This window comes from Agarivorans sp. QJM3NY_25 (assembly GCF_050870875.2).
In the GTDB taxonomy this organism is placed as follows: Bacteria; Pseudomonadota; Gammaproteobacteria; order Enterobacterales; family Celerinatantimonadaceae; genus Agarivorans.
The window spans coordinates 4417904-4444040 of the sequence record NZ_CP194041.2; the positions used below are offsets into that span (position 1 = coordinate 4417904).

The 26137-nt window shown below is 44.0% G+C and carries 28 protein-coding genes and 1 pseudogene; 8 read left to right on the forward strand and 21 right to left on the reverse strand.

Going from position 1 to position 26137, the window contains the following annotated elements; translation table 11 throughout:
- Positions 1-83 precede the first annotated feature (83 nt).
- On the reverse strand, positions 84-986 hold the full coding sequence (locus ACRRSW_RS20235; RefSeq protein ID WP_432455769.1) for a cation diffusion facilitator family transporter: 903 nt from the start codon (positions 984-986) through the stop codon (positions 84-86).
- Positions 987-1032: 46 nt separating this feature from the next.
- The gene (locus ACRRSW_RS20240) at positions 1033-1560 is read right to left on the reverse strand and encodes a Spy/CpxP family protein refolding chaperone (RefSeq protein ID WP_432455768.1); all 528 of its coding nucleotides are present in this window, start codon (positions 1558-1560) and stop codon (positions 1033-1035) included.
- Between the two features lie 159 nt (positions 1561-1719).
- On the opposite strand from ACRRSW_RS20240, the gene ACRRSW_RS20245 reads away from it, so the two are divergent.
- Genes ACRRSW_RS20245 through trmL form a run of 3 tightly spaced genes read left to right on the forward strand, consistent with a single transcriptional unit; the run spans position 1720 to position 4237 of the window.
- On the forward strand, positions 1720-2406 hold the full coding sequence (locus tag ACRRSW_RS20245) for a response regulator (RefSeq protein ID WP_432460270.1): 687 nt from the start codon (positions 1720-1722) through the stop codon (positions 2404-2406).
- A gap of 2 nt (positions 2407-2408) precedes the next feature.
- Entirely contained in the window at positions 2409-3746 is a 1338-nt protein-coding gene (locus ACRRSW_RS20250) for an ATP-binding protein (RefSeq protein WP_432460271.1), read from the forward strand.
- Positions 3747-3772: 26 nt separating this feature from the next.
- On the forward strand, positions 3773-4237 hold the full coding sequence (trmL, locus tag ACRRSW_RS20255; protein WP_432455765.1) for a tRNA (uridine(34)/cytosine(34)/5-carboxymethylaminomethyluridine(34)-2'-O)-methyltransferase TrmL: 465 nt from the start codon (positions 3773-3775) through the stop codon (positions 4235-4237).
- A gap of 177 nt (positions 4238-4414) precedes the next feature.
- Here trmL and dinF read toward each other — a convergent pair whose 3' ends face one another.
- The 6 genes from dinF to ACRRSW_RS20285 form a co-directional block, all read right to left on the reverse strand.
- Positions 4415-5758 carry an MATE family efflux transporter DinF gene (gene dinF / locus ACRRSW_RS20260; protein ID WP_432460273.1) on the reverse strand — a complete coding sequence of 448 codons (1344 nt, stop codon included), beginning with the start codon at positions 5756-5758 and terminating at the stop codon, positions 4415-4417.
- Between the two features lie 159 nt (positions 5759-5917).
- Positions 5918-6829 carry a heme o synthase gene (gene cyoE, locus ACRRSW_RS20265; RefSeq protein ID WP_432455763.1) on the reverse strand — a complete coding sequence of 304 codons (912 nt, stop codon included), beginning with the start codon at positions 6827-6829 and terminating at the stop codon, positions 5918-5920.
- Positions 6798-7820, reverse strand: a complete 1023-nt coding sequence (locus ACRRSW_RS20270; protein WP_432460274.1) for a COX15/CtaA family protein — start codon at positions 7818-7820, stop codon at positions 6798-6800. The genes cyoE and ACRRSW_RS20270 overlap by 32 nt, the downstream gene beginning before the upstream one ends.
- 30 nt (positions 7821-7850) lie before the next feature.
- Positions 7851-8375: a hypothetical protein gene (locus ACRRSW_RS20275; RefSeq protein WP_432460275.1), complete on the reverse strand. Its 525-nt coding sequence runs from the start codon at positions 8373-8375 to the stop codon at positions 7851-7853.
- On the reverse strand, positions 8372-8503 hold the full coding sequence (locus ACRRSW_RS20280) for a hypothetical protein (RefSeq protein WP_432460276.1): 132 nt from the start codon (positions 8501-8503) through the stop codon (positions 8372-8374). Before ACRRSW_RS20280 ends, ACRRSW_RS20275 begins: the two co-directional genes overlap by 4 nt.
- On the reverse strand, positions 8500-9228 hold the full coding sequence (locus ACRRSW_RS20285; RefSeq protein ID WP_432460277.1) for an SURF1 family protein: 729 nt from the start codon (positions 9226-9228) through the stop codon (positions 8500-8502). Before ACRRSW_RS20285 ends, ACRRSW_RS20280 begins: the two co-directional genes overlap by 4 nt.
- Between ACRRSW_RS20285 and ACRRSW_RS20290 the strand changes: the two genes are divergently transcribed.
- On the forward strand, positions 9221-9424 hold the full coding sequence (locus ACRRSW_RS20290; protein WP_432455758.1) for a DUF2909 family protein: 204 nt from the start codon (positions 9221-9223) through the stop codon (positions 9422-9424). The genes ACRRSW_RS20285 and ACRRSW_RS20290 overlap by 8 nt on opposite strands.
- A gap of 8 nt (positions 9425-9432) precedes the next feature.
- Here ACRRSW_RS20290 and ACRRSW_RS20295 read toward each other — a convergent pair whose 3' ends face one another.
- The 5 genes from ACRRSW_RS20295 to lexA all read right to left on the reverse strand — a co-directional run bounded on the left by ACRRSW_RS20295 (position 9433) and on the right by lexA (position 14626).
- Positions 9433-10308 carry a cytochrome c oxidase subunit 3 gene (locus ACRRSW_RS20295; protein ID WP_432460278.1) on the reverse strand — a complete coding sequence of 292 codons (876 nt, stop codon included), beginning with the start codon at positions 10306-10308 and terminating at the stop codon, positions 9433-9435.
- Positions 10292-10873: a cytochrome c oxidase assembly protein gene (locus tag ACRRSW_RS20300; RefSeq protein ID WP_432455756.1), complete on the reverse strand. Its 582-nt coding sequence runs from the start codon at positions 10871-10873 to the stop codon at positions 10292-10294. Before ACRRSW_RS20300 ends, ACRRSW_RS20295 begins: the two co-directional genes overlap by 17 nt.
- A 1-nt stretch (position 10874) precedes the next feature.
- The gene (ctaD, locus tag ACRRSW_RS20305; RefSeq protein ID WP_432460279.1) at positions 10875-12464 is read right to left on the reverse strand and encodes a cytochrome c oxidase subunit I; all 1590 of its coding nucleotides are present in this window, start codon (positions 12462-12464) and stop codon (positions 10875-10877) included.
- A 103-nt stretch (positions 12465-12567) separates the two neighbouring features.
- Entirely contained in the window at positions 12568-13635 is a 1068-nt protein-coding gene (gene coxB, locus ACRRSW_RS20310; RefSeq protein ID WP_432456132.1) for a cytochrome c oxidase subunit II, read from the reverse strand.
- Between the two features lie 349 nt (positions 13636-13984).
- Positions 13985-14626 (reverse strand): transcriptional repressor LexA, encoded by a 642-nt coding sequence (lexA, locus tag ACRRSW_RS20315; RefSeq protein ID WP_432455754.1) that lies wholly within the window; start codon positions 14624-14626, stop codon positions 13985-13987.
- A 408-nt stretch (positions 14627-15034) separates the two neighbouring features.
- Here lexA and ACRRSW_RS20320 point away from each other — a divergent pair, with 408 nt between their 5' ends.
- Both ACRRSW_RS20320 and ACRRSW_RS20325 read left to right on the forward strand, forming a co-directional pair.
- Positions 15035-15739 carry a DUF3800 domain-containing protein gene (locus ACRRSW_RS20320; protein WP_432460280.1) on the forward strand — a complete coding sequence of 235 codons (705 nt, stop codon included), beginning with the start codon at positions 15035-15037 and terminating at the stop codon, positions 15737-15739.
- Positions 15733-16275, forward strand: a complete 543-nt coding sequence (locus ACRRSW_RS20325; RefSeq protein WP_432460282.1) for a hypothetical protein — start codon at positions 15733-15735, stop codon at positions 16273-16275. Before ACRRSW_RS20320 ends, ACRRSW_RS20325 begins: the two co-directional genes overlap by 7 nt.
- Positions 16276-16695: 420 nt before the next feature.
- On the opposite strand, the gene ACRRSW_RS20330 is transcribed toward ACRRSW_RS20325, so the two are convergent.
- Together ACRRSW_RS20330 and ACRRSW_RS20335 are read right to left on the reverse strand one after the other, a co-directional pair.
- Complete coding sequence (locus ACRRSW_RS20330) at positions 16696-17199, reverse strand: hypothetical protein (RefSeq protein ID WP_432460283.1); 504 nt, start codon at positions 17197-17199, stop codon at positions 16696-16698.
- A gap of 894 nt (positions 17200-18093) precedes the next feature.
- The gene (locus tag ACRRSW_RS20335) at positions 18094-18513 is read right to left on the reverse strand and encodes an Lrp/AsnC family transcriptional regulator (RefSeq protein WP_432460284.1); all 420 of its coding nucleotides are present in this window, start codon (positions 18511-18513) and stop codon (positions 18094-18096) included.
- Between the two features lie 185 nt (positions 18514-18698).
- Between ACRRSW_RS20335 and lysA the strand changes: the two genes are divergently transcribed.
- Positions 18699-19967, forward strand: coding sequence for a diaminopimelate decarboxylase (lysA, locus tag ACRRSW_RS20340; protein ID WP_432460285.1), 1269 nt, complete (start codon positions 18699-18701; stop codon positions 19965-19967).
- A 340-nt stretch (positions 19968-20307) separates the two neighbouring features.
- On the opposite strand, the gene ACRRSW_RS20345 is transcribed toward lysA, so the two are convergent.
- The 6 genes and pseudogenes from ACRRSW_RS20345 to ACRRSW_RS20370 all read right to left on the reverse strand — a co-directional run.
- Entirely contained in the window at positions 20308-20622 is a 315-nt protein-coding gene (locus tag ACRRSW_RS20345; protein ID WP_432460286.1) for a transposase, read from the reverse strand.
- An 89-nt stretch (positions 20623-20711) separates the two neighbouring features.
- Positions 20712-20864 (reverse strand): hypothetical protein, encoded by a 153-nt coding sequence (locus tag ACRRSW_RS20350; protein WP_432461134.1) that lies wholly within the window; start codon positions 20862-20864, stop codon positions 20712-20714.
- Between the two features lie 84 nt (positions 20865-20948).
- Positions 20949-21413, reverse strand: a complete 465-nt coding sequence (locus ACRRSW_RS20355) for a hypothetical protein (protein ID WP_432455739.1) — start codon at positions 21411-21413, stop codon at positions 20949-20951.
- A gap of 4 nt (positions 21414-21417) precedes the next feature.
- A complete protein-coding gene (locus ACRRSW_RS20360; RefSeq protein WP_432460287.1) occupies positions 21418-22779 on the reverse strand; it encodes a hypothetical protein in 1362 nt (453 codons plus the stop codon).
- A gap of 486 nt (positions 22780-23265) precedes the next feature.
- Positions 23266-24171, reverse strand: coding sequence for a bifunctional helix-turn-helix transcriptional regulator/GNAT family N-acetyltransferase (locus tag ACRRSW_RS20365; protein ID WP_432455737.1), 906 nt, complete (start codon positions 24169-24171; stop codon positions 23266-23268).
- Positions 24172-24585: 414 nt separating this feature from the next.
- A pseudogene (locus ACRRSW_RS20370) lies at positions 24586-25062 on the reverse strand (transposase); the annotation flags it as partial.
- A 179-nt stretch (positions 25063-25241) separates the two neighbouring features.
- Between ACRRSW_RS20370 and ACRRSW_RS20375 the strand changes: the two are divergent.
- Complete coding sequence (locus ACRRSW_RS20375) at positions 25242-26129, forward strand: hypothetical protein (protein WP_432460288.1); 888 nt, start codon at positions 25242-25244, stop codon at positions 26127-26129.
- The last annotated feature ends 8 nt before the right edge of the window (positions 26130-26137 follow it).

Consider the following 26137-nt stretch of genomic DNA (forward strand, 5'->3'; position numbering starts at 1 on the left):
CTTCATCACGAATTTGCAACCAAACGGTTTCGGCTAACGTTTGTTTAATTTGATAGTCCCTTAGCTTTGCCACTTACTTCACCTTACAAAAACTGTTGTTTCTTTTCTTCTGGCACCACCGACTGGGGATCCTGATGGATCAAGATATCGGCTTCTGGCCACTGCGCTAACAATGCCGCCTCTACCTTATCGGCAATATCATGAGCTTGGTAAAGGGTGAGTTTATCATCTAGTTCCAGATGGAGTTGAATAAATTTAGTCTGACCCGACTGGCGAGTTCTAACATCATGTACTCCCAACACGCCAGCAAGCTTCAAAGCAATTTGATAAACCTGAACTTGGAAAGCCCGAGGAAGCTCTCTATCCAATAAATTTTGTACCGCATCTTTACCAATTCCAAAAGCACCATAGCAAATATATAGGGCGATCAACACTGCAAACAATCCATCGGCCCAATACCATCCATATTGACTAAGAAATAAGGCCACAAGCACTGCCACATTCATAAAAACATCCATCGCGTAATGCATCGAATCGGCTTTAATTAAACTGTTGTTAGTTTTCTTAACGACATATTTTTGGAAAAGCACTAAGGCAATTGTAATCAACGTAGAAACGATCATGACCCAAATACCTAACTGACTGTGCTGTAAAGCTTGCGGGCGCATTAACTCGGTCGTACCGCTATATAGCAACATGAAAGCCGAACCCACAATGAAGGCAGCTTGCACGATACTCGCGAGATGTTCAGCCTTTCCATGACCAAAACGGTGCTCTTTATCGGGGGGTTGTAGTGCGTAACGCACCGCCAATAAATTAACCAAGGACATGCCAATGTCCATGAGTGAATCAATCAACGACGCCAAAATACTAATTGCGCCAGTATATAAATAGGCACCACTTTTTATCAGTAATAAAAACAAAGCTACACAGCTTGCAAGCTGTGTAGCGCGGGTCACTAAACGCTGGTAATTTTGTTTTTCCACTTTACAAATTCACGGGAAAGTTTTGTAAAGTATAGAAGCTGCTCCCTTAAGTGCTAGCTTTAGCGTTTTTGTGTTGCTTTTCACCTTGTTGGTAATTTTGGTGTTTACCATCTTTTTTCATTTGCCCGCGTTTTTCCATACGCTGTTCTGTTAACTGCTGGAACTTCTGTTGTTGTTCCGGAGTCAGTATTTGGTATATCGCATTCTGCGAACGCATCATATGTAAAGCGCGTTGTTGATGCTTCTCTTGCTCTTTTTTAAGTAAGTTTTTGGCTGCGTTTTCATCAAAAGTTGCCGAAGTCACAATCGCCATATGTTGCTGATGCATCATGTTACGCTGAGCTCGCTCACCATCTCGCTGCTTTGTCTCGCCGCTTGGCTTATTGGCCTGCATAATTTCTTTAACTTGTGCTTTCTGCGCAGCAGTTAAATCAAGTTCGCGCATTAAATGCATTCGCGGATGGCCATCTCTATCACGCATACCTTCACCATCGTGTCGATTGCCATTGGCAGCAAAAGCAGCAGGGGCAAGAATCAGGGTTCCAAGTAAGGTAGTCACAAGTAGCTTTTTCATTTTTAAATCCTCGTATGTTTCAGACATTTTCAGTATATAGCGGCCAATGCAAACTAATGGCAAGGAAGTGTAAAGCTATGTAAATGAGCCTATGATAGATCCGCAAAGCCAAGGAATTTTTGTACACTTTAGCTATCAATGATCACCTAGGAATCAACTGTGAAGCTGCTTTTAATTGATGACGACAAAGAACTCACCGAATTACTCGGCGAATTATTGGCCTTAGAAGGATTTGACTGTGAAGTATGCAACGATGGTCTGAGCGGCTTAAAGCAACTGCAACAAACAAGTTATGATTTAGTACTACTAGATGTGATGATGCCCGGGAAAAATGGCTTCGAAGTTTTAAAAGAACTTCGCAAAGACAGCCAGCAGCCGGTATTAATGCTCACCGCTAAAGGCGATGAAATCGACCGAGTCCTTGGCTTAGAGCTTGGCGCCGACGACTATCTAGCCAAGCCATTTAGTGAACGGGAATTATTAGCAAGGATCCGAGCCATCTTGCGCCGCACCCAAAACGCACCCAGCTCTGAAGCACATGGCGATTTAATTTGCCATCAAGACTTAACACTGTCGGTCGCCAAACAACAGGCGCATTGTGAAGATGTTGAACTAGACCTCACCAGCACTGAATTACTGTTGTTGCAGCAACTGCTGGAGCATCCAGGCCAACTATTAGATAAGAATAAGCTGAATCAAACCGTATTAGGTAAACGGCTGCAGGCCTTCGACCGCAGCTTAGATATGCACATCAGCAATCTAAGAAAAAAAATCCCACCAAGAAAAGACCAACTCCCAAGAATAAAAACCGTACGTGGTAAAGGTTACATGTGGTTGGAGTGGTAAACATGAAACGACTACTCAATAATCTATTTGTCAAAATATTCGTGTCCTTCTGGTTAATTTTGCTGATAACCGCCTTTGTGGCATTTAACATGTCACGACTGGTAAGCACCGATAACTTTGCGGCGCCGGAATGGGCACTGAAAAACTTACAAGACTTCGAACAGCGGATCCAAAACAACCCGAACAAAGCCTTCAATCAACGCCCCGCCCCGCATAGTGGCGGACGTTTTACCATGCCTTTTCTGGTCGATGAACAAGGCTTGGTGGTTAATCATCCGCAAGTGGACCGCGCCATACGCCGCTTTATTGCCAATCACGACCAGGTCAACAATCCACGGATTATGCTCGACCATGAGCGGGTGTTCATTGGTCCAAGGGCAATCACCTTGGATGACAAAACCTACTTGCTTTACCTCGAGCGCCGCCGAAGCCCAGAGCTCATGAACAACCTGCTCCCGTTACGCGGCTCTTCCCCCTGGGTTCTCGCGGGAGTTGCCATCCTGCTAAGTCTGGCACTGTGTTTCTTGCTGACCCGACATATTGTGAGTCCCCTCAAACGGCTACAGAGCGCTGCCAACAAGCTGTCACGGGGGCAATTAGACACCCAGCTGCCAGAAATTAATCGCGGTGACGAAATTGGTCAGCTCTCGGAAAGTTTACAACGCATGGTCGACACGCTGAATCAGGCGATTAGCAACCAACAACGTTTATTAAGTGATATATCTCACGAGCTGCGTTCACCACTCACCCGTCTCAATATGGCGCTGGCTTTACACAAAAAACGCCAAAGCAGTAGTGCCGAAGTAGAACGCATCGAACGTGAATCACAGCGTTTGGCCGAGATGATTAACGCCTTATTATCCCTATCAAGAATGCAAGTAAACGCGCAACGACAGCAAGCTCAGCTCGATGAACTCATGATTGATTTAGTCGATGATTGCAACTTCGAAGCGGAACAACTGAGTAAGAAATTTAAGGCGACATATCCTGAACATTTAAGTTTGCTTTGTTACCCGCAATTACTCAGCTCCGCCTTAGAAAACATCTGCCGCAATGCGTTAAAATACGCCGAACAGCAAGTTACGCTTGAGGCCAACATCGAGCAACAGTACTTAGTCATTGTCATCCGGGATGATGGTCCGGGGATTGACGAGAATGAATTAGACAATATTTTCCGACCCTTCTATCGCTGTGGCGAAGCGCGCGATCGAGATAGTGGTGGTGTTGGCCTCGGCTTAGCGATTGCCGAATCGGCGATTCGCCAGCATGGTGGCAGTATTAGTGCGCATAATCATTCCGGTAAAGGGCTGGAAGTTAGCCTACGCTTGCCACTACAATAGCGCTTTTGCAACGACTGGGACCGACCATGATTAATATTGTGCTATTTGAACCCGAAATTCCGCAAAACACTGGCGCAATTATCCGTTTAGCGGCCAATAGTGGCTGTAGTTTGCATTTAATCGAGCCCTTGGGTTTCGCCTGGGACGACAAAAAAGTAAAACGCGCAGGGTTGGATTATCACGAATTTGCCGAAGTGAAACGCCATGCCAACTATCAGGCTTTTCTAGAGAGCGAACAACCAGCACGCTTGTTGGCTTGCACCACCAAAGGCAGCGGGTTTCATAGTGACTTTCAATTTGCCGAGAATGACTATCTGATGTTTGGCCCAGAAACGCGTGGCTTGCCCGATGCGATTTTAAGCCAAATTGACAGCACTTATCGATTACGGATCCCGATGTTAGCCAACAGCCGTAGTATGAATTTGTCGAATGCGGTTTCAGTATTTGCCTACGAGGCTTGGCGTCAGTTGGGATATCACAACGCGGTTTAGCAAACCAACCCTGCGAAATGAAAATGAATAAACAACAGCAATCAACCAGAGAGTGGTTTATTGCTGTTGTACTCCCCTCAGCAACAGTGCTGCAAAATCCTCGTCTTGCTCACTCATCAATTGATGGCTGGATTAACATTGACCGGTCAAATCCCATTGTCGCTAGGCCCCGAAGATTCATCCCACTGGCGTGGCTTTAAACCACCAATGTCGATTTAAGGCCAGTCGATAAGTGTAGGCTAAACTTAAGCCCCGGGCAGCCATAAAGCTGCACATGGCGAGCCACAAAGCATGGTTCCCCCAATCTTGGCTCAACCACCATACTGGGAAAAATACCCCAACACTGGCCAACAACATCGAATTACGCATCATTTTGCCTTCCGCTGTCGCAATAAAGATGCCATCAAAAATAAAGCACCATACCGCGGCCACAGGCAGCACGAACATCCAAGCCAAGTATTGATTAGCGGTCGCTCTAATCTCGCTAATATCGGTGAGAAGATTGATTAAGCTGGGACCAAATAAATAGAAACCAAGACTAAACAACAAAGCGAATATTGCGGCTAACAGTAAACAATCGTTTATCACCCCAACAAACTGGGCTCTATCTTGAGCTCCCTTGGCTTTCCCCGCTAAGGCTTCCACCGCATAGGCGACTCCATCGAGAGCAAAAGAGACAAACATCAGAAAATTGAGCAGTACCGCGTTGGCGGCCACAATATTTTCACCCAGCCGGCTGCCTTGAAACGTCATAAAAGCAAAACAGAGCTGCAAACTTAAAGAGCGAAAGAAAATATCCAGATTAAGACGCAGTAAACGACTAAATTGATCGAAGGCTAAGCCCCTGAGTGCCGCTGCAACGTCGGTCATACTCAGCCCCAAGCGGGTTAAGGATTGACGGCATAAATATAAGCCCAGAGCAAGACTAAGGTAGTCGGCGATGACAGTGGCTAAGGCGGCGCCCTGCACCTTCATATCCAAGCCCAAGACCAGCCAAAGATCTAAGCCAATGTTCAATGAATTCCCGACGATGAGTAATACCATTGGAGCACGGGCATTTTGTAAGCCCAGTAAACAACCTAACAACACCAAATTTAGCAGTGCCGCTGGGGCGCCCCAGATCCGTGTCGAGAAATACTCGGCGGCGTAGTGCAAACTAAGTTCCCCACCACCAGCCAAACTCAAACCTAGAGACAAAATTGGCTGCTGAAACAACACTAATAAACAGCCGAGTAACACAGCCAGTAAGACCGAACTCAACGCGACCTTCAGCAACGCGGTCATATCAGCCAAACCCACTGCCTGAGCAACCAGCCCGGTGGTCGACATTCGCAAAAAGCCACATAGCCAATATACGAGGCTGATCATCATTGAGCCCAGCGCAACCCCTGCCAGATAATGCGCTTGGTCTAAATGACCAATTACAGCGGTATCCACCAAGCCTAACAAAGGAATAGTAATGTTCGATAAAATCATTGGTAAAGCGATGGCGGCAATCGCCTTAAGTCGGACAGATCTCATGACTACTTAGCGTTAATAAACCAAAATTCAGTGTAAAAGTTACCCCGCAGTGGAGCAACTCTTAAAACCGAATCAAGACAAATAAGCGCTCACCCACCCAACCGTCCTAATACTCAACCAAGATAAATCAAGGCTGGCAGCCTTTGACTTTAGCCCAGACTATAACAAGGAAAATAGCCAATGATCCGCGAGCAGGGCCAAAAACAACAACATCAGATACACGATGGAAAAACCGAATAGGCGCATCGCGTCGGTGTGGTTATCGCCGCCATATAAACGCCAAGCGAGTTGAATAAAGCGCAGGTTCAACAGACAACTGAAGGCCAAATACAGGCTGCCGCTCATGCCGACCAAAAATGGTAACCAAGCCACTGCAAACAGCAATACGCTGTACATCAAGATCAACAATTTGGTAAAAGCCACCCCATGGGTCACCGGCAACATCGGAATATTCACCTTGGCATATTCTTTACGCCGAGCGATGGCAAGGGCCCAGAAATGTGGCGGTGTCCAAGTAAAGATCAACATCACCAACAATAAAGGCTCTGCCGAAATACTATTATTAACCGCCGTCCAGCCGAGTAAAGGTGGCATCGCTCCTGCTAAGCCACCAATCACGATATTTTGTGGAGTGGCACGCTTTAACCATAAGGTATAAACCACTGCATAACCCACCAAACTGGCGGCCGTTAACCAAGCGGTCAAGGGATTAACCCCAAAGTACAACAGTACAAAACCCAATACCGACAGAGCCGAAGCCCATAGTAGCGCCAAATAATTGGATACTGCGCCAGTGGGCAGCGGACGTCCCTGAGTTCGCCCCATTTTGGCGTCGGCTTCACTATCGATGTAGTGATTAAAAGCCGCCGCGCCTGCCGCCATTAAACCGATCCCAAGATTCCCCAGCAATAAGGCCTGCCAGGGCGGTAAACCAGAAGTCGCTAAACAGGCTCCGACCACCGCCGTTAATACAATCAGTGCCACCACCTTGGGTTTGGTCAGCTTATACAGCGCTCGCCAATTAATATTGATTAAGGGTTTAGACCAGCTTAGGGTATTCAACTTCGCCATAAAGCCTCTCCTTCTCGCGCGGCGCAGTCACGCCGCCCTTTTGATAACACGCCAATAGCAGACTCAGCGCACTCAATAACAACAACGCGGCCACTAAGTTGTGTGCCACCGCCACCAACAAGGGGAGCTGCCACCAAACATTGGCCAGCCCCAACCCCAACTGAGTGAATAATACCAACAGTAAACGCGAGGCGCGGCGACGCTCTAGCGCGCTGCTCGGGCGTAGCAAATAACTCATGGCAAGCAGTAACCAATATAAGGCGGTAACGCCAGCCCATATTCGGTGACTTACATGCACTGTGACCCGCTCGGGATGACTCAATACACCAAATTCATAATTGCCGGTAGGGGAATGAGGCAGGGGATCGAAGGCCTTTAACTGATAAAGCTGCTGCCAGTCTTCATGACACAGCGGAAAGCCCTGACAAGAAATAGCTGCATAATTGGCCGAAGTCCAGCCACCAAGGGCCAGTTGCAGCACCAATATTGCCAAGCCCAAAACCAGCGGCCAGATCCGCGATCGCGATTTAGCAGGCGGATATTTAACCCGGTTATACCAGCAAAACAATAGTGCTAACACCGAGAAGCCCCCCAGCAAATGACCCATTACGATTAAGGGCATTAAACCCTTGGTAACGGTGAGCATCCCCAAAATAGCTTGAAAACCAATCAACAAGCAAACCAACAAAGCGATGCCCCGCTGTTGTTTGCGCCAGCAAGCGCAGCCCGCTAAAGCCAGCACTAATAAACCCAGCGCACCGGCAAAATAACGATGGATCATTTCATGCCAAGCTTTCTGTCTTTCTAAGGGACGCTCGGGGAAATGGACCGCTGCATGCTGTAATTGTGCTTCAGTTTGCGGCACCGCAAAATGCCCGTAGCAACCAGGCCAATCCGGGCAACCCAAACCCGCATCGGTGAGACGGGTAAAAGCGCCAAGGCCAATCACCACTAGGGCCAATAACATTGCAGCCATTAATCCTTTTTGCATTGTCATCCTCCTCTGCTCAGCCCCTCTCTTTTATTGGTAACGGGAGTTTTTAATCAAACGCTGCAGGTCGGAAATAAGCCCCTTTACCTGCGTATAACCTTGCTGTGGCTGATAGCTCATAATGACCCAGCCTGTAGGATCGACCACCAACCAGCGTTGATCGTATTGTGCCCAAGCTTGCTGCTGGTTATTGGCCAAGCTCAATGCAGCAATCTGGGTCTCCTCAACCAAGCTCGAAGCTTCATCTAAAGCGGCGGCCTTGGTCAGCAAGGCCAAGCGCTGGGTCTTTTGCTTGGCTATCCCTAAAGCCATCCAAGCCTTGGAGAGCAGCTGGAATTGCTGCAGACAATCCTGCTCACAGGGTTTGGCCACCACCTGCGCAATCGACCACTTCCCCTGCGGATAATCACTCAATTGCACTGGCGGCTCTAGCCATTCGCCATGGCTTAAGGTACCCCGCTCAAACCACCCCATTTTTAGCACTAACCAAGCCAACAGTATCGGCACCAAAAACACCGCCACTAACTTGAGCATAGTTTTCTGTTGGCTGATCATCGCAACTCCTTCACATAACTGCGTTTGATGAAATCAATATTGAACAAGCTGTCAGCCCTGCCATTTACAGGCAGAGGTAACAAGAATACTGCCGCTAACTTGAGTACAGTTTGCGATTGGCTGCTCATCGCGACTCCTTTCCGTAGCTACGTTTAAGGAAGTAAATACTAAAGCCGCACGCCACTACCGCCATCAATAGCCATTGCAAGGCATAGGCCTGATGCTTTTGCACGGGCATTGCAATTAACTGTTGCGGCGAAGTGTCAATTTGGCGATCCAAGATAAACGGCAGTAAGTGAATTCCCCATTGCTGGGCAAGACCCGCGAGGTTGAGCTGCTGAGCGCGTAAACCTTGTGGTAATACCTCTAACCACTGCTGTGAATTGGCCAATATCGGTAAGCTAATATAACGAAGTCGATAAACTTCGGCCTGCTGATCTCCCTCGACTGGCCACAGCAGTTGCTGGCGATCATAACTGGCTGGTTGCCAGCCTTGGCGGATCAAAACCTTACCTTGTGCAGTTTGCGCCAATGAATATAAATCGTAACCCACTCGGCCCTGCTGAATTTGATTGTCTAACCATAGGCGCGGACCAAGCACTTTAAGCTCGCCCGGGGTCACTAATTGAAAAGCCTTGCCGCCCTGCGCCACCGCCTCAGCTAAACTAATAATTTGCTGTGATTGCTGCTGATACTGATCTAACAAAACTTGCTTTTGCTCCGCCCGTTGCCATTGCCATAAGCTAAGCTTGAGCATAAGTGCGATGAGCGCCACCATCAGCAAAACAAACGACAGTAGCCGATAAGACACTGGTTTTTTATTCATCGATGAAGAGAGCTTAGTGATGTTCATAAAAATAGTGATTACCGTATTTATCCTAATTGTGATGCTTAATATGCTGATGGCGCTGCGGGTAATGCTTAAAGGCGGTGATAAACCAATGAGTCATTACCTTGGGCGACGTTTGCTATTCAGCGTGCTAATTATCGCCCTGATCTTACTTGCCCTCGCCACTGGCCTTATTCAACCTCATCCTCGCCCCTACTAAACGGACACTTACAACACGTAAACAAATAGAAATAGGCACAACCACACCACATCAACAAAGTGCCAATACCAACTGGCCGCCATAAACGCAAAATGTTTATCGCCACTAAAATGCCCCTTTAAAACCCGCAGCAGTATCACCGTTAACATCAAGGCACCAAGGGTGACGTGTAAACCGTGAAAACCAGTGAGCAAGAAGAAAGTATTACCGTAAATACCGGAGTCTAAACGCAAGTCTAATTCTTGATAGGCATGTAGGTATTCTTCAACTTGAAAAAACAAAAAGGAAAAGCCCAATACCAAGGTGAGGGCTAACCACAACTTCAAGGGTGTGCGTTTATCTTTTTCTAAACTGACATGAGCGAAATGCAAGGTAACTGAAGATGTCACCAAAATAAGTGTATTCAACAATGGTAAGCCGTACCAACCCATGGCCTCAGTTTGGATCCCCCCAGGGGTATCGAGTAATGGCCAAATGGCTTCAAACTCAGGCCACAATACCGCTGCGGTCATGGCATTATTGCCGGCACCGCCAAGCCACGGCACCGCAATCATTCGGGCATAAAACAAAGCGCCAAAGAAGGCACCAAAAAACATCACCTCAGAGAAAATAAACCAGCTCATGCCTTGGCGAAACGAGCGATCCATTTGCGCGCTATAGTGGCCTTGCATGCTTTCGCTAATCACATTGCCAAACCAGCCAAACAGCATGCTAATCAGCACCACAAAACCACAGCCCAAGATCCACAAACCATAGTTAAGTTCTGAGCCCATTTGTTGTACTGTAAAGCCCGCACCCATCGCGGTTAAAAATAAGCCCACAGCCCCCATAATTGGCCACACGCTCTGGGCGGGAACATAATATTTTTCATAAGGCTGCGTCATTGCTCTGCTCTCCATCGGCACGCTGTTGCGCCGTATTGCTCAGCTCCGGCTCATTCGCGCTAAGCGCAAATAGGGTGTAAGCCAAAGTGATGGTGGTAATGTCTCTGGGTAACTCTGGATCGATATAAAAATTCAGCGGCATCGTTTGCCGCTGCCCCGGGGCAAGCGTTTGCTGTTGAAAACAAAAACAGCTGATCTTTTTAAAATGATTGGCCGCCAAACCGGGGCTGACCGAAGGTACCGCTTGCACCGTGGTAGTCTGAGCACTCTGATTGGTCGCACTAAAGTCAACCAATAGGCTTTCCCCTGGGTGAACCTTAATTCGATTTACCGTCGGGCCAAATTGCCAATTTAAGGCGCGTGGTACATAGGTGATAAACTCCACCGTGACACTGCGTTTCTGAGGCGCAATAGTACTTAACTCACTGGCCTGATTGGCGGTTTTACCATTAATCCCTGTCACCTTACAAAACACATCGTAAAGCGGAACCAAAGCAAAACCAAAGCCGAACATCGCCACCACCACCAATAGCAGCCGAAGCACTAAACGGCGGTGGGCAGCCATGTTATTTAATCTCCGGCGGCGTAGTAAAACTATGGTAGGGCGCAGGGGATGGCAGATGATCCCACTCTAAACCTTCCGCGCCTTCCCAAGGCTTCGCTGGCGCAGGCTCACCGCTGCGAATACACTTGATCACCAGATACAGGAAGATAAATTGTGACAAACCAAAAGCGAAACCACCAATACTGACGATGGCATTCACATCGGCAAATTGCAGCGCATAGTCGGGAATACGCCGCGGCATACCACTTAAACCAAGAAAGTGCATCGGGAAAAACAATACATTCACCGATATCAGCGAGCACCAAAAATGCAAGCGCCCCAGCCCCTCGTCATACATCTTGCCACTCCATTTCGGCAGCCAATAATAGGTGGCCGCCATAATCGAGAAGATAGCCCCCGTCACCAACACATAGTGAAAATGCGCCACCACAAAATAAGTATCATGGTATTGAAAATCCACTGGCGTGATCGCCAGCATCAAACCAGAGAAACCGCCAATGGTAAAAAGTACGATAAAGGCCACGGCAAATAGCATCGGCGTTTCAAACGTCAGGCTGCCGCGCCACATGGTGGCAACCCAATTGAAGACCTTAACCCCGGTTGGCACCGAGATCAGCATGGTACAAAACATAAAGAATAACTCGGCTTCCACCGGCATCCCCGTGGTAAACATATGGTGGGCCCAAACCACAAAACTTAAACCGGCAATCGAGGCAGTGGCATACACCATCGATGCATAACCAAAGAGTTTCTTCCGAGAAAAAGCGGGAATAATCGCCGAAATAATGCCAAATGAAGGCAAAATCATGATGTACACTTCGGGGTGGCCGAAGAACCAGAAAATATGCTGAAACAATACTGGATCGCCCCCGCCTGCGGCATCGAAGAACGAAGTGCCGAAGTATTTATCGGTAAGCACCATGGTCACAGCTCCCGCCAACACCGGCATCACCGCAATCAACAAGAAGGCGGTGATCAACCAAGTCCAAACGAACAAGGGTAATTTCATATAAGTCATACCGGGGGCACGCAAATTCATGATGGTCACAATCACATTAATCGCGCCCATAATGGAGCTGATCCCCATGATATGTACTGAAAACACAAATAAGGCGGTGCTATCGGGACTATATTTGGTGGAAAGTGGCGCGTAAAACGTCCAACCAAAGTTGGGCCCGCCCCCTTCCATAAATAACGAGGCTAATAACATGGTAAAAGCGAAGGGTAAGATCCAAAAGCTCCAGTTATTCATACGAGGCAAGGCCATATCGGGAGCGCCAATCATCATCGGTACCAACCAATTAGCTAAGCCAGTAAAGGCGGGCATCACCGCGCCAAACACCATGATTAAGCCGTGCATGGTGGTCATTTGATTAAAAAAGTTTGGCTCCACCAATTGCAGGCCCGGCTGGAATAGCTCTGCACGGATCACCATCGCCATCGCGCCGCCGGTAATAAACATGGCAAAGCTAAACCACAAATACATTGAGCCAATGTCTTTGTGGTTGGTGGTTAATACCCAGCGCAATAGGCCACGCGGTGCGTGGTGATGTTCTACCTGTTGCGGGTTAAGCTCCGTGGTCGCGCTCATCTAACTCTCCCTTCTATTGCCTATTGCGCCGCGTCGTGTCGTACTTGAACATGGCAACGTCCTTAGTCGTTCCGCTATCACCAATCGATTTATCCAACCGTGGCTACTTGGCCGCGTCTTGTACTGCCGCGACATCCTTAGCCTGCACCATATCGCCCGTATCATTCCCCCAAGCATTCCGCTCGTAGCTAATAACTGCCGCTAATTCTTTCAGACCGAGTTGCTTACCAAAGGCCTGCATCGCGGTTCCTGCCACACCATGCACCACCATGTCGATATGTTGGTTCACATCACCGGTCGCAACTGGGCTGCCTTTTAAGGCTGGAAATACCCCTGGCAGGCCTTCTCCATTGGCTTGGTGGCAGGCGGCGCAAGTCTTCTCATAAACGCTTTTGCCTAAGGACATCAGCTCCTCGTTATCCATGGTCAACGCCACCATGGCCAACTCTTGTTGCTGCTTTTCTACGTAAGCGGCTTCGGCCTGAGCCAACCAAGCAAGGTATTCCTCCTGAGGTTTAGCAATCACCACAATCGGCATAAAGCCGTGGTCTTTACCGCAAAGTTCGGCACATTGGCCGCGGTAAATCCCCGGCTGGTCAATTTTGGTCCAGGCCTCGTTAATAAAACCCGGATTAGCATCTTTTTTGACCGCAAAGTCGGGTACCCACCAGGAGTGGATCACATCCTCCGAAGTCATTAAAAAACGAACCTTCTTGCCGACTGGCAGCACCAGTGGATGATCTACTTCCAATAAGTAGTTATCGCGCTTAGCAAGCTTGCCCTGTACTTGCTTCATATCCGAGGCCAACACGCTGTAGTATTCCAGCTCATGATCAAAATAGCGGTAGTGCCACTTCCACTGCGAACCAGTGACTTGAATAGTGAGATCGGCATCGGAAGGATCTTCCATCGCTAATAAGGTTTTTGTGGCAGGAATCGCCATGCCGATCAAAATGATGAAGGGAATTATCGTCCAGACAATTTCAACTTTGGTGCTCTCATGAAATTGTGCGGCAACGGCTCCCTTGGACTTTCGATGATGAAAAATCGCCCAGAACATCACCCCAAACACCACCAGCCCAATGACACAACATATATAAAAAATAGTCATGTGCAAGCCGTAAACCTGCTCACTAATGGCGGTGACACCAGGGCGTAAATTGAACGACATCGTTTGTTGCGCCCATGCTTGATTCACCCAACATGCCAGCAATACTAGCGGTATCCATCGGCCCACAGCGCTCTCCTTTGCTCGTAGCCAAGGCCGGTCACTTCATTGCAAACATCGCTGCTTACAATAATAAAGTGGCCGCAAAATAAGGGAAAACTCCCTTCCCAAAGCAGCAAGGCTTCGCAATTAAAATACCTTACTGCTTATAAAATAGACGCTTAGTTAAATAATTGTAAATAGAATGTTATAAATATAGACATTTAAAATAAAAGCTGTGAAGTAAACGACAAAAGCCCAAATTGCTATAATTTGGGCTTTAAAAAGAAGGGAACTTAGTTTTAGGGAGTAACTACATCCAGTCTGCGGTACGGATGATCCCCACCGCTAAACCTTCAATATCAACACTTTGATACTCTAAATCAACTTCGATAGTTGAAAGTGCTTCGTTCTCGGGATGAAGGTAGACCATTTTCCCGTCACGTTGAAAGCGCTTCACAGTGACTTCATCGTCTAAGCGCGCCACCACCACCTGACCATTATGCACATCGTTGGTTTTATGCACCGCTAATAAATCGCCATCCATAATTCCGATGTCTTTCATGCTCATGCCCTGCACCCGCAACAGATAATCGGCATGCGGATGAAACAAATTAGCATCGACCGCATAGTGCGACTCAACATGTTGTTGTGCCAAAATAGGGGCACCTGCGGCCACTTGTCCAATCAGCGGCAAGCCGATTTCTTCTGGCTCGTCATTCGCGGCATTAGCAGGTAAATGGTCTTCGCTAATACGGATCCCGCGCGAAGCGCCGGGGATCATCTCAATCACCCCTTTTTTAGCTAAGGCGCGTAAATGTTCTTCGGCAGCATTGGCCGAGCGAAAGCCCAGCTCTTTGGCGATTTCAGCGCGAGTTGGCGGCATGCCTGTGTCTTGAATGTTACGACGGATCAATTCAAACACTTCGGTTTGACGGGGCGTTAAGGGTTTCATAATCTACCTGTAAGTTTATACAGCACACTGTTAGTATATACAGCATGATTAATGAAGCAAGGTTTTATCTCGAATCAACAGCTTAAGTGTAGGTTTCAGTTTCATTGGAATTCTTTCCGCTACTTTGAAACTACACCCCACATTTCGTGACATCCATCACAAATAAGTAGAAATTGGGATAGAGAAGGATACGAGGAGTAGAGCTAACTCATTTTTGGACAATTTGAGCTAGGGAGTAGCCTCTCTCTGATGAATTGACTTAGAAAAAGTAGGGGGGAAGCATCAATAGTAAAGAGCAAAAACTGCCCCTCCACTCATACAGAAATGAAAGAACTCTGCAATTGATTATGTTGCGTTTTTTATGAGATTATTCTTCATCAATCATAATGTTTCGGTACAAACCTAGAAATGGCAGTCTACAAGATATTTTGTGATGAAAGCTGTCACCTACTTCACGATGGCAGTGACGTAATGGTGCTGGGAGCTTTTCATTGCAGTGCGGAAAAAGCAGAGAATTTAACTCGAAGTATCAAAAGCCTGAGGCACAAACACAACTACAAACCGGAGCTGAAATGGAGCAAACTGAACAAACATCAGTGGCCTCTCTATAAGGACTTGATTGATTTAATCTTGGATGATCAGGAGGTTAACTTCAAATCTACCGTTGTCCTAAATAAAAACTCTCTTGATCACAACCAGTATAACGCAGGCTCTCATAGCGATTTCTACTACAAAATGTTCTATTACACTTTGAGAGACTTCTTAAAAGTCGACAATGAATATCGTATATATCTAGATTACATGGATACGCTTGGTGCTGAAAAAACACTGAAAATGTGTGAGGTTTTGCAAAACGGTACTCACTGGCAACTATCAGCTAAAGCAACAATCGTTCAATCGTACGAAGTACAATTAATTCAACTTTGTGACCTTTTGATTGGTGCAATTGCATACAAAAATAGAAATGACATCCCCAAGACTAGCGGAATAAAAAAGCGATTTGTCTCTTACTTAGAAGAGAAATTATGTTCTTCTTTAGATTGCGGCACTCCTCCTTGGGAAGACCAATTCAACATATTCAGGTTTAACCCTAGAAAGGGGGCAAAATGCTAAGCGAACCGATTGACTTGTCTATTGTTGACGCGACTCAAATCATCAATCACCTGTATGAATTCTTTCACAGAGACTTTATATCAACCGATACATACCTAGCGGGCGAGATCTACATCAACCCTCAATGTCATCGAAAAACGGATGGTAAAGAAGACACATTTTGGCACCTAACCACTAGAAAAGAAAAAGAAGTCGAGTGGGTAAACGGTAGACGACATGTTAGGATATTAGAACGCTATCCCGACTTTCGAAGAGCGTCTCGTCTGGAGTGGGTTCGACAGATAATCACAAATCATCAAGATGCTTCGATTAAGCTGTTTTATCACAAAGAGACCAACTCAAAGAAAAATATTCGTTTGTATCTTTGGGCTAAGGATGACGATTTTGTCGTTATCCTCCAAAAGCTAGGAAGAGCCAGTTCTTTTCTAGTAACAAGTTTCTACGTTGATCATCAACGCAAGAAAAACGACTATCAAGTGCGATACAACAACTATATCAATAACGAGAATGGGCTACGCGATTATTCCTGGTTCTAAAAGGAATTGGAGGGGATTGGTCGCCTATTGTAGACCGGGCGATACGGTCACCTCTTTCTACTCAATAGTAGGTGAGCAGCGTAATTATGGTTAACACCTACTATTTAGTCAACGATTATTGTATGCAGATATACACATGGTTTGCCATGCATCTCAAAAACTTCAACTCAAGCCATTGAATTTAATAAAAATTAAGCAAACATCAATTACTGCGTACTATTTTTCTCTAACACGCTAGTTTTGTCAGCTATCCTTTCCAACAGTTGTTTTACGCTTCGGAAATGTAGGGGTGGATCCTGGATTTTGCCTATCGCATTAGCTGAAATATAGCAAAAACAGATAAGCACAATGTGAATGAGTTTCTAATCTAAACAACTTTGGGGCAGAAACTCGTTAGGACTTGAAGATACAACGTTCCGTTTAATTGGGTAAATCTAAATGCTTTACACGCACCGAATACTGCTGGTACTCCCTTGGTGTAATAAAATATGGCTCTTCCCAAGGTTTTTCAGTTGCATTACTCGATACTGATATAGCTGCCACTTGAGCATATGGTAAGTAATTTATCCAAAAGAAAAGGCCAATGCTTAAACTCATTATGGAAAGCATAAAGCAAAGCACTGCCAAATTTTCGTTGAACTCGAGTAAAGAGTCATGTGTTTCAATTGATTTTGATAGAGCTTCCAACTTTGCAGATGCGATTTTTTGTTTCAGTTTATCTTCAGGATTAACTAACTTTTGTTCTTCATAAAAACTAACTTCAGCTTGGGCAATTGCTTTATCTAGATATAGCTTACTTTCCTGAGCAGCCATACCTTGTAACTGCTGAACGATTATAGCTGTCATCAAGAACACTATAATCGCTATAGACGCCTTTAGAAAAAATACATGGATACCTTGCTGCGAAAAAATCTTATCGTTCACAATTATTCCTCATAGCTTCGCCAAAACCTTACTCCATACACAATACAAAAAGAAAATGGCGAGAAGTAAATTAGAGCCAGCAGGCCATCAAAAATGTTGAAAATATTCAATTTGATACAGGTTATGAATAAAACCATCTTCAGCGAACTTACTCTGGAGGTCAAAACATTTTAAGTCTAATACAGCCATAGCTAACTCTATATATGCTTTGTACAAACTACCTAACATAGTTAGATAGAATCTTAAGTAAAGAATAGTTGCCATTCCAGTTCACACTGATGAAATTGCCATTTCGATGATGTGGCACCCTCGACTCCAAGAAGATACCTCTCACATATGGTTTAGAGAACAAATAGAAAAAGTCTGTCAGGAAGCTATGGAAAAGCATCGATGTTAAACAAGTGAATGAATAATTAAAGTCAAGTAATATCAATAACATAACTTTGATAACTGCAAGATGTATTACATAAATCAAGCCAAAACGACACTTATAGGAACAACCCAAGAAATAAACTAGACACCCATTCTAAAAACAAAATCTTTCACACTCTCGATAGCCAAGATTACGCTTTTAAATCCCATCATCTTCGCCAAGTAGCGCAAATGAACAAGGGAGCAAAGTTGAAGTCTGTTTGAGCGTAGTGTTTACTTCAACACCCTTGAGAATGAGCAACGCAGGGTTTAAGAAGATGCAGGGCGAGCTTTCTTTTTGCTTAGCTAAGCTTTGCTCGTTGAAGCTTAATGACGTCGCCGTAGGCGAAAGCTTTTACCCCGTTGCCAATGACCCAAAGTGGGACACCCACACTTTTATTTCAATAAAATCGACTAATTAACGATATTAATTATTAAATGAAATCAAGATTAAAAAGAGGTTCTCGTTAGCAGCTCTTGAAATTAAATAATTTTTTGTAATGCGGTGAACGTTTGTAACTTGTCAAGACTATCGAGTTGACAGAGTTGTTCTCGAATATCATTCACTCTGCCCATCGAGCCAGCTTGGATATAAAGTATTAAATCCGTATCCCCGGTTAAACTATGGGCTTGTTTTATCTCTGGAATATTATTGAGCTGGGTCATAATTGCATTGAGAATAAAAGGACGAAAGGTGAGCTGAAAGTAGACTGATATCAGGTTTTTATTGTCTGGCGATTTTAGCTTGAGGGTAAAAGCCTCAATCTCTCCACTTTGATGCAATCGTTGTACGCGATCATTAACCGCCGTACGTGACAAACCAATTTTCTCTCCGATACTAGCAATCGAGCGACGTGAATTCTCTGCTAATAAATTCACAATTTTCTGATCAAATTTGTCCATCTTTTCACCTATTATTTCATTACACCACCCTCATTGATACTGTAAAACAAAAGGCGTTATAGCGAGATTAAATTTGATAAAATCACGCTAAAAACGACAATCTATCACCTCTTTTAGATAATTTAGTAGCTACTTTTTCTCTTTTGCCACGTTAGCCTAATAGCGACTATTTACAGGAGAGAAATATGGTTAATTTAACCCAGCAGTTAAGCTATCAACAGCAAACACTTTTTTTTGAAAACGTTTCAATACAAAAACTTGCCGAGAAAATAGGTACGCCCTTTTATTGTTATTCACAACGCGCCATTGTAGATAATATTAAACAATGCCAAACAGCGTTTTCTGACCCACGTTTTCATATTCATTACGCCCTTAAAGCAAACAGCAACTTATCTATTTTAAAGATCGTTGCCGCACAAAATTTATCGGCAGATATTGTTTCTATAGGGGAGATGCAACGGGCGTTATTAGCCGGATTTTCATCACAACAAATTATATTTTCAGGTGTTGGTAAAACATCATCGGAAATACAACAAGCAATGCAGCAGGGTGTGGGGCAGTTTAATATCGAGTCGGCAGAGGAACTTGAGTTATTAATTCAGCTAGCTGCTGACGCCAATCACACGGTTAATGCCATGATTCGAGTCAATCCAGAAGTGTCGATATCCACGCATAAAAACATCACCACTGGCGCTAAAGGTAATAAATTTGGAGTGCGCTTAGATCAGGTTTTAAAGATGTTACACAGTGCAAAAAACACCCAAGTGAAGATCCAAGGGCTAGCCATGCATATTGGTTCACAAATTCAGCAAACAACACCATACCTTGCTGCAATCGATAAATTACTGTTGCACATTGAGATGTTTAAAACAGAAGGATTTATATTAAATAATATTGATTTAGGGGGAGGGTTTGGCATTAGTTACGGACAGGAAAAATCATTAACTTTTACCCAGTTTTCAGATGTCATAATGCAGAAATTAAAAGACTGGAAAGGGAAAATCTATATTGAACCTGGACGCTCAATTATTGCCGATGCGGGTCTGCTCATCACGCCGATCACGTATATCAAACACGCAGAGCCGCGTCCTTTTGTGATCCTTGAAGCTGCAATGAATGATTTGATGCGTCCCGCTTTATACCAAGCGATTCATCCGATTATTACCGTTGCACAAAAACAGGGAGAGCAACAGTATGATGTCGTCGGGCCTGTCTGTGAAAGTACTGATACTTTTGAGAAAAAGGCTAAATTACCCGCATTATTAACACCCGGTGAATTGGTTTGTTTTTTATATGCTGGCGCCTATTGCGCGGTAATGAGCAACAGCTATAACAGCCGCAATATTATTAGCGAGGTATTGGTTAATGGAGAAGAAGCAAGCTGTATTCGTACAGCAATAAAACAACAAGATTTACTGCAGTTTGAAACACAGCCCTATCAATTGTTGTCATAAGCTTTACTTGATGCGCCTTTGTTACGCAAGCAGGGCGCAAGATATTCTAAAACAATACATTACGATATTGACCTTTCTTGCTCTCGCTTTAATTTGAAAGAGCAAAATTGAATTATAGCCATCGTCAAATGCGCGAATGCGGACATCCAAACTTTAATAAACCACTTTGCATCAAAAAAACGAAATGACACAGTAAAAAATGGAAAAAAAACGATTCAATCACTAAATCTGCGAAGGGTTTACTTAGAGGAAAATATTTCACTACCAGCAGTGACTTTTGGGTATGAAAAATATTAGCAAGTCACTAATATAGTAGCTAAAATCATTTGAACTGTTAGTTTTAGTGGTACATTCGTCGTAAGTGATTTTTCCCTGAAATCCAAGGTTTTCCGGTATGCTCTGCAAATAACGCCAGCTCTTCGAGGGAGCCAACCGCACCGTGATAGGTTTTAACAAAATCATTAGCTAAACGGAGCCATGTTTCGTTATCTAATCCAAGTGAATGAAGCAAAGCTGGCACTTGCACAGATATCGCTCCGCGCTTATCTGGGCGCATTATTCGCCCTGTCCAATCAACAAGTTCAAGGTAATCTACTAGTGAGAAGTTGATGCCTTGTGGTTGCTTTTTATGCTCAGCACCAATCAACTTAAGCAACGGTTTCCGGCTCTCTTTAGACGCCTCCTCAGCATGCTGTAATTTGTTATGAATGCGTTCAAAACAGTAAAATTATCGACACAGCCACTTTAAAGCTGTTCAAGATGCTGCTGAAGCTCAGCTTTTAAAGCCGCTTCAGTGATCTGTTTGATGAGAGGAGTTAAAAAGCTATCTTTGCCTGTCAGGTCTTGCCCTGACTGAAGAGCTTTAAAGGCTTGCTCTAGATCGAAGTCTTTGGTCATATGTCATTCCTGTTTTATATACTACTGAAATGACACAGATTTCTAAACACTACCAAGTAATAATCCTAATAGAATTAACTGTATTCAGGAAATACGCTTTAATTTCTCTAAAAGCCCTTCTTTAAGCATATATCGAGGTATTAACCAACTTTGTGGTGATCGATTTGATACGTGATCAACCCTTGATTTATTCCAAAAGTTATAGCCTGGTAAGTTTTCTGAACAGCAGTGCATCATTGAGCTAATACCTATACTCTCACCGCTAAACATTCTGTTCTCTGAATTAGAACTTTTATCTCCTTCATTTCCCCAGTAATTGTTCTCTATAGTCTTAGTGAACCAAGCTATTGATTCAAAAGGAAACTCTATTTGAGATATTTTATTCTCTTTGGTGAAAAGGCTTTTATATTTCGACCAGAAGACTATGTAGTCTTCATACTGTATAAGTTTGTGTGTTTCATTTTCAAACATAGGGTAATCTATTTCGAATAAAACCCTAGAATTTTTAGGGAGGTATAAAGGGTCTAATATCGGTATTTTTTTCATCATAAACTTACTCGATTGGGCTTAGATTGACAGATTTTACTATGGGGGAACTACCTGATTTAGAAGACTGTAGTTCAGTCAAAGAAGGTAAGTCTTTCTCTATACTTAAAGTTTCTACAACACCAAAGCTTCCTCCTCCATTCGCTGTATTTGCAGTTAATCCATTTCCTGTAAACTCTGCGTTTACCCCTATTTCCGTTCTTACTTCATGCCGAGCTAAAAATTTATCAGCCTCATCAGGTGGCATACTTGAAGCGTATTCATTAATTTGCTTAGGGTTAAACTCCTTGCCACCGACTTCCCAGAATCCTTTCATTTTATCTGCATACTCAGCTTGATAATCCGAATTCATTGTACTTAAAAGTACATCTTTATCATGACCTTCCACATGGTTGGTAACAACGCCGTCCATATTGTCCCATGTTGGTACCACTGTATTTTGACCAAAGAGGTCTAAATGTTCACCTCGATCAATAATATGCATTACATAATCTTTATTCGGGTCATACCATGAGCCGTTACCAAGTACTTTATAGATTAATTCAGGGTCTGAATCGGCAGCTTCGAGTTGATCAAAAGAGGTCGTCCAAGTGGGTACTAATCCGCTTTCACGCTGATATGATAACGGAGCGTCAGACGCTCTATTCTTTGGCTGAATACTAACTAAGAACCGATCATTAGCCGTTGCTCCTGAATTCGCCATTTTTACTAGCTCATCATCACTATACTTAGGCTTGTAAGCGGGCTCACCAGCATCCATACGTTTTTTAATATCTCCCCGAGCCTTCTCCAAGCGTTTTTCTGCTTCGGAAAAAGACCTGACCTTTCCATCATCGGGGGACTTAGCTTGTGTACCTCTGGGCTGATCCGATTTCGCCTGTTTAATTTCCTTTGTACCGGCTGGCTCAGCAATTTGCTGCTCGTTTCTGCCACCTTGACCTAACGGTTCTAGAGTAGGCGTTTTTCGAGTAACGACTTTTTCGGACAAGGTGGCAACCGGAATACTACCTTCCATACTAGAGGGCGGTGGCGGCGCAAAGTTTGCCCCTTTGAGCACCTTAACCTCTCCGCTCACAATACCATTACTTAGCCAGTCAATTTTTTGCTGCTCACTTTTGTGGCTAGCCATGTAATCGCCAGACACTTGAACGTAAAGTTTGTTTAAGTTGAACTGATAACCCCACATAGGGCTATGCTTTTGTAGTAAGGACTGCGCCCAATAAATATCGATGCAGTGATTAACCAGCTCCCCTTGGTTTTCCGTGTGGGCTGCAAGCCTTGGTAGAAACATATAAGACTGACCAAAAGCATCAACTAACAGCGTTCGGTTAAACTTAGATCCCTCGAAAGGATTAGCGTTTGGGTGCATGATAGCCCCCCAAATACGCCATCGATTTTACTGCCTTAAACATGCGGTTCCTTGCTTGCTTACCTGATAAAAATTGACTATAGACTCAATAAGAATGTGATGCTATCAGGCTAGTAACAAGGGAGTCAATATAGATTATTGGAATACTCATTAAGCTTATCGCTAGTGATGAGAAAAATTTGCTGAAAATACGAAATTTAGTTTGGCTTGTTTAGGTGTTGAAACACGTATTGGGCAAAAGCGTGTTTCGCTATAACACGCTTCTGAACAATTTCAATTTATGGATGGAAGCAACAATCTTTCGAGAATCTAGTAAATGTCTAGGATTGTTAGGCCTTACCAATGCCGCCGTTTAAACAGGTAGCATTTTGATAGAGTTAGGATATTTCTGAGCATGGCGATTTTGACATGATAAATTAGCTTCATGTAGTTAAGACGAAAATTTATGCATTGGCTCTTTTGGGAATAGAAGCAGTTCAATAACACTTATATTATTTTTTGCATGATTACTTCACATGCATCATGTCCAGTAGTCCCTCGTGGACCATCTAAGTATTCAAAACCTAGTTTTTCATACAATTTAATAGCCTCTTTTAAGCATTCGGTCGTCTCCAAATAACACTCTTGATAACCTTGCTCTCTCGCTTGTTTAAGGATCAGTGCGACAAGTTTCTTAGCTAAACCGTGTCCTCGTGTTTGTGGTAAAAAGTACATTTTTTGCAACTCACAGACATATTTTTCGCCGGACAGTGGTGAAAATCCGCCACCACCAACGATTTTGTTATTATGTTCAATTACCCAGTATGAAGCGCCTTCTTGGTCGTACACTGAATATAAATCATCTAGAGTTGGGTCAGAGACACTATAACCTTTGTCGGCGGTAAGGCCATATTCCTCGGACACATTTCGAATCAACTCTGCGACTTCTGAATTATCTGCTTTACAGAGGGGGCGTATGACAAAATTATTTAACCCGCATATTCTCGTCAGTCCTTTGAGGTAAATTTCAAAACCTAATTTCACTTGCTGTTGTTCTTGTTTATCTAAAGAAAATAACAATTGCTCGAAAAATGCATTTTGCTGTCGATCTAATTGTAAGAGCGCTTGGCTACCTTGCTCTGTTATATCAATTAGATGACTACGTTTATCTCTAGGATTATCTAAACATTTTACTAAATTAAGCTTAATAAGTGCTGATACTGTACGACTAGCGTTTGACTTATTGACATTCAGATTTTCAGCAAGTTGACTTATGGTGATTTGAGTTAACCCTATTTCTCCCAGCGCATGGGCTTGAACTGGAGTAAGAGGGACATCGCCACACTGTTTATCTAGCATGCCTAATAAGCGTACGGCGTGACGAGAATAGTGTCTTAGTTGGTTGACGTTCATTACTAACACCTCAATATAGTTGCGTATCGCAATCATATTGGGACCGCTATGTGATTTTGTCAATATAGATTTGGTAATGAGCATATTGCTAATCAATTATAATTTTTGGCTCAACTAACTCGGATTGAAGGGAAAAATTATCGGGACAGCCACTTTAAAACTGCTATGCATTTCTTGCATAAAGCATGAAATGAGTGCTTTGAAGAGTATTTAGACAGCCATGCTAACTATCCAATGAGCATCCGTCGATGTCATCAGCTCAAATCAACGTTGAAGAGCCAACTTGTTCTTAAAAACGCTAAATATTGGGGCTTTAGTCAATGCGAAGCGATTCATGAGGGCGAAAGACTTAGTGATTCGAGATACGCTAAATACCTACTCAGTCGAGAATACATGAAGCCGTAGTTTATTAACCTACATCCAGCCAGCGCTTGGCAGCTGCCATGCCTTTAGCCCATGCTTATAGCGCTCTAGTGAATGCCCAGCCCCAACCACGCTGGCAAAGTGATGCTCTAAACCATTGCTCAAAGCTAACCAGCTTTCCTCATCGATTTGTAGTCGTTGCAGAATAGGCGCGTGTGCATTATCGATATAACCGCGTTTATCTTCTCTGATGACGCGGCCGGTGAGCTCTACCAATTGCAGATAATCTTGTAGCTCAAAGGGTAAACCTTTGGGCATAATTTCTATGGGATTGCCGACAAAAGGCATTAGCGGCTTGGGTTGCTGACCTTGTTTGGCTTGCTGAATGCGCTGTTTGATACTGGTGTGGTCCGAGGTTTCAGGCGTGCTCGCCATATTTGAGCGAACCGGGTTTAAATCCACATAGACCATACATGCGGCAAGGGCGGCTTCATCTAAAAGCGCTTGAGATTTAAAGCAGCCTTCCCAAAGCGACAGTCTTGACCGAGGCATTGCAATAACTCCAAGAACCACTATTGATAGTTTAGGTAACCAATGACTAAATACCAGTTGGATCAATTGGGATGGATGTCTTTTATTCTCTCTGTTATTTACTTTGCTACAACCACTAACTATAATTTTATCAATATTAAGAAAGGGTAAGTTCCATGGTTAAAAATAAATTTCAGTGCTTATCACTACGCAAAAAGCAAACTAGAGATAAATGTCTAACAAAATTGAAAACCTCAGAAATGAGTGAAATTGATTTGTACATACTTCATGGACCAGAGCTTTTCTCACTATGGGTCGCTAAACAAAAGAGCCGAGGATTTTCTCAAAGTGCAATAAGTCAACAATTGGAAGCTTTAGGTTTACCTGAACTAGCACAAAATTTATTCGTGTCCTCAACAAACTTAGTGAACCAGTTTGGTGGACAAATTATTGATATGAAGACTATGGGTATTTTGGCCTTAGATCTGCGTCGAGGTGGTAGCATATTAGGTAAATACGAAATCACTAAAAATGGCGCTAAGAGCTACATCAGCTTTAAAGGCAATCACAAACTAAGAACGGTGATTAAGGGCACCCGCTACTTATCTACTAATACAAAAATACTAACCTTGGGTATCGGTCTGCAAGGACTAAAAGCATCAGCTCGTGGGGGAGTACTATTAACCATCTTATTTTCGGTATCACATCACACTTTGGAGCTCGTTCTCCAAAAAGATTATGTAATGACGAACTGGATCGTGGATGTCTCTTCTGACGTACTAAAAGCATCGATAGCTGCTTGTGCAGGTGTTTTAATCGGAGCGGCATTCATATCAACCCAAGTAGTCATTATTCCAATTGCAATTGGTCTAGCGGTCGTATTCATTGTGCAAAGTACTTTAAACGCAACTGAGAATAGACTTCAAATTAAAGAAAAAATAACGGCCAGCCTCAATCAAGCTGTCGAAGCGTCAGCCGAAAAAGATATACAACATTTGGAACAAAAAATAAATACTATGAAAACTATAAATGAAATGAATTATTCTGCTTATAAATTATTTTAGGATAAACA